The following is a 3,189-nucleotide window of genomic DNA, read 5'->3' on the forward strand; positions in this document are numbered from 1 at the left end:
TTTGCGTTGATGCAGGTTAAGGTAAACTGTTTTTTTATTAATACTATTCTAGTTTTTGACCATTAATTGAGATGGACGCAAAGTGTTTTTGTACCCGCTCGCTTTCAGGCGGTAGTTGCATGTAATTACCGTACATTTGAGTTAATAGTTGGTCATAATTGGCAGGGATGCTAACATTTAAGTGTTCAAATGGATGAGTAATTAAATTAGTAATGTCAGCGGCGGTCATAATCTCTTTTTTGTAGCGATACTGCGAGGCCATGTTTTTAAACTCAGTGGTGCCACTATCATTAAACTGTTCCATTACGGCATCTCGTTTATGTTTTAACTGCCGCACTTCATTATATTGTTTCACTGATAAAGGCTGAATCATTTTACGTAAGGGGCTATCCACCAAATGGTAGCCCAGCCGAACAATAATGGAACTGTCATACAACTTGAATTTTGCCATTTGAGCGGTCCGTTCATTGCTACTAGCGGGAATGGCATCAAAGGGAAAAATATCAATGAAAATTCCTTTTTTGGCGTTATTAATGTTATTTAATTCTTGAATGTCAGTAGTTAAATCCAGTAGTTTGGCATAACTAAGACCATAATTACGGTCCGAATAGGGCGTTTGTAAAAAGTAGCTAGAGTGTGACAAGGTGACGGGGGCCACCTTGAGAAACTGATTGTAATCAGCGCGGGTCATACCAATATCCAGATCATCATCCCATGGGATAAAGCCTTGATGTCGAATTGCACCGAGCAGAGAACCGCCAATTAAAAAATAGGATAATGAGTATTGCTTGCACAGCAGGATAAAAGTTTCGAGTAAATTTATTTCAATATTATGGATTGGTTTTAGCTTCAAGGTTAATGCTCCTAATAATTAATGTATTGACAGAATTAACTTAGTGTAGCATATTCTAAACTAAGGAAAAAAGGTAGCGTTATTTGATTGAATCAAAAGAATTATCAAATTAAACGAAGATGAAGGTGTGTTTATGGCTTCTGAATACTTGCTAAATAAAGCAATAAGTTTATATATGTCGACACTAAAATCGTTGGATAGTTTTATTTCAGAACCAGCCGCTAAATATCATTTGTCATTTGAACAGTACCTGATTTTGCATGATGTTGCAACTGAAAAAAAGATTATGCTGATGGATATTGCTGAAAATCGGCAAGTGACTCGTAGTGCTATTTCTCGCCAAATTAAAGTTTTGTTGCGACATAAATATATTTACCAGCGGGCTGATCCGCACGATCGTCGCCGCCTTTTCTTGCACCTGACAAAAACTGGCAAGATTGTTGAAGCTGAAATTAGTCAAAATGTGACGACTCGGTTTGCGGGTTGGGTCGACGTGTTTGGTGAAGATAAGGCACAAGAAATTCTTGACTTCATTGAAGACTTTGACCGCAAAATTGTGAAACCAGACGACAAGTAATTGTTACGCAGCTGGCCCTAGTTGATTGGGCCAGTTTTTGTTTTTCCATATTAATGATAAAATTATTGCTATATAAAAGGGGGGACTTAGATGATAAAAATGATTGCGCTTGATTTAGACGGTACGTTATTGACTACTGATAAAAAAATTAGTACGCGCAATGAACGGGTATTGAAAAATTTGTCTGCACAGGGCATCAAGATTGTGTTGTGTACTGGCCGTCCCATCAATGCAATTTGGAAATATATTGAGCAACTAGGCCTAACAGGCGTAGAGGATTTTACAATTACATTTAATGGCGCGTTAGTAATTCAAAATCCGCAACGACAGATTTTGATCCGGCAGGGAATTACTAAGCAACAGTTGACCTTATTACATGAATTTGGTGCAAATAATCACTTACCGCTTGATGTGCTTGACTTTCAGTCTGTTTATCCGCTATCTGATTTGCGACCATCAATTTATCAACAAATGTTGAATGCTAAAATTGATTTTATTCCAACCGATTTTGCACAATTAAAAGATGAACCTTACAGTAAAGCCGTGATTGCGAGTCAGCCAGATGTGTTGAACCGAGCATACAAAGAGTTGACGCCGGCCATGTTTGAACATTATCATATTGTGCGGTCACAACCTAAAATTTTGGAGTTTTTAGATCATGACATGGATAAAGCGGTTGGATTAAGAGCATTGCTCGCTCATTATCATTGGACGTTTGATAATCTGATGAGTTTTGGGGATGCTGAAAACGATTTAGGCATGCTCCAAGCAGCCCAAGTTGGTGTGGTAATGGATAATGGCCTGCCTGCCATCAAAGAACAAGGAACAGACGTCACATTGAACAACGATCAAGATGGTGTCGCTGTTTTCTTGGAAAAATATTTTGCTTAGCTAGTAGATGAAAGAAGGAAAATTAAGTGAGTTTAACAGACAAGGTAGTTGTAATTACAGGAGCTTCCAGTGGTATTGGCGAAGCAACCGCAAAAAAACTGGCTCGCAAAGGAGCTAAGGTTGTACTAGGGGCACGAAGAGAAGAGCGATTGGACAAATTAGTGGCAGAAATTGAGCAAGCTGGTGGGCAGGCAGTGGCCCAAGTAACAGATGTCACTGATCGAAAACAGGTTACCAGCCTAGTCGCATTAGCGACCAGCAAATTTGGTCGACTAGATGTTTTGTATAACAATGCTGGTCTGATGCCAATCTCGGAATTACACTTATTAAAAGTTGATGAATGGGAAAAAATGGTTGATGTCAACATTAAGGGCGTCTTGTATGGTATTGCTGCTGCACTACCAGTAATGCAACAGCAAGGTGGCGGTCAAATTATTGCCACTGATTCCGTTGCCGGTCATGTGGTCCATCCTAATACCGCGGTGTATGCTGGGACTAAATTTGCAGTTCGAACGATTATGGAAGGTTTGCGGCAAGAAGAAGGCAAAAATAATATTAGGTCAATGATTGTTTCTCCAGGAGCAGTTGAAACCGAATTGTACTCAACAATCACGGATGAAACGACGAAGCAGAACACTTATGACAGTGAACGATCAATAGGATTGAAGGCTGAGGATATTGCTAATGCTGTTGCATATGCAATTGATCAACCGGATAATGTCAGCATTAATGAAATTTTGTTGCGACCAACACAACAACCAATGTAATAAAGAAATTAATTTAACAAGAAAGTGACAAACGCGAAAGAAGCTGTTTTTTCCGCGTTTTGAAAATAATGTTCGTAAAATAAAAAGAGGCTGAAGTAAAA

At 38.9% G+C, this 3,189-nt stretch carries 4 protein-coding genes; 3 read left to right on the forward strand and 1 reads right to left on the reverse strand.

Annotated features, from left to right (window positions below):
* Nucleotides 1-43: 43 nt before the first annotated feature.
* Nucleotides 44-853, reverse strand: a complete 810-nt coding sequence (locus tag WDC_RS08970) for a LicD family protein (RefSeq protein ID WP_044011524.1) — start codon at nt 851-853, stop codon at nt 44-46.
* A gap of 133 nt (nt 854-986) precedes the next feature.
* On the opposite strand from WDC_RS08970, the gene WDC_RS08975 reads away from it, so the two are divergent.
* The 3 genes from WDC_RS08975 (at nt 987) to WDC_RS08985 (ending at nt 3,088) form a co-directional block, all read left to right on the forward strand.
* Nucleotides 987-1,430 carry a MarR family winged helix-turn-helix transcriptional regulator gene (locus WDC_RS08975; protein WP_044011525.1) on the forward strand — a complete coding sequence of 148 codons (444 nt, stop codon included), beginning with the start codon at nt 987-989 and terminating at the stop codon, nt 1,428-1,430.
* A gap of 90 nt (nt 1,431-1,520) precedes the next feature.
* Nucleotides 1,521-2,321 carry a Cof-type HAD-IIB family hydrolase gene (locus WDC_RS08980; RefSeq protein WP_044011526.1) on the forward strand — a complete coding sequence of 267 codons (801 nt, stop codon included), beginning with the start codon at nt 1,521-1,523 and terminating at the stop codon, nt 2,319-2,321.
* Between the two features lie 26 nt (nt 2,322-2,347).
* The gene (locus WDC_RS08985) at nt 2,348-3,088 is read left to right on the forward strand and encodes an SDR family oxidoreductase (protein ID WP_044011527.1); all 741 of its coding nucleotides are present in this window, start codon (nt 2,348-2,350) and stop codon (nt 3,086-3,088) included.
* Nucleotides 3,089-3,189 lie beyond the last annotated feature (101 nt).

Origin of the sequence: Paucilactobacillus wasatchensis, from assembly GCF_000876205.1 — a bacterium.
Classification (GTDB): Bacteria; Bacillota; Bacilli; order Lactobacillales; family Lactobacillaceae; genus Paucilactobacillus; species Paucilactobacillus wasatchensis.

Bases quoted from the DNA above. Each gene is read 5' to 3' on its own strand.
- WDC_RS08975 (WP_044011525.1), top strand. From the start codon at position 987: ATGGCTTCTGAATACTTGCTAAATAAAGCAATAAGTTTATATATGTCG.
- WDC_RS08980 (WP_044011526.1), top strand. From the start codon at position 1,521: ATGATAAAAATGATTGCGCTTGATTTAGACGGTACGTTATTGACTACT.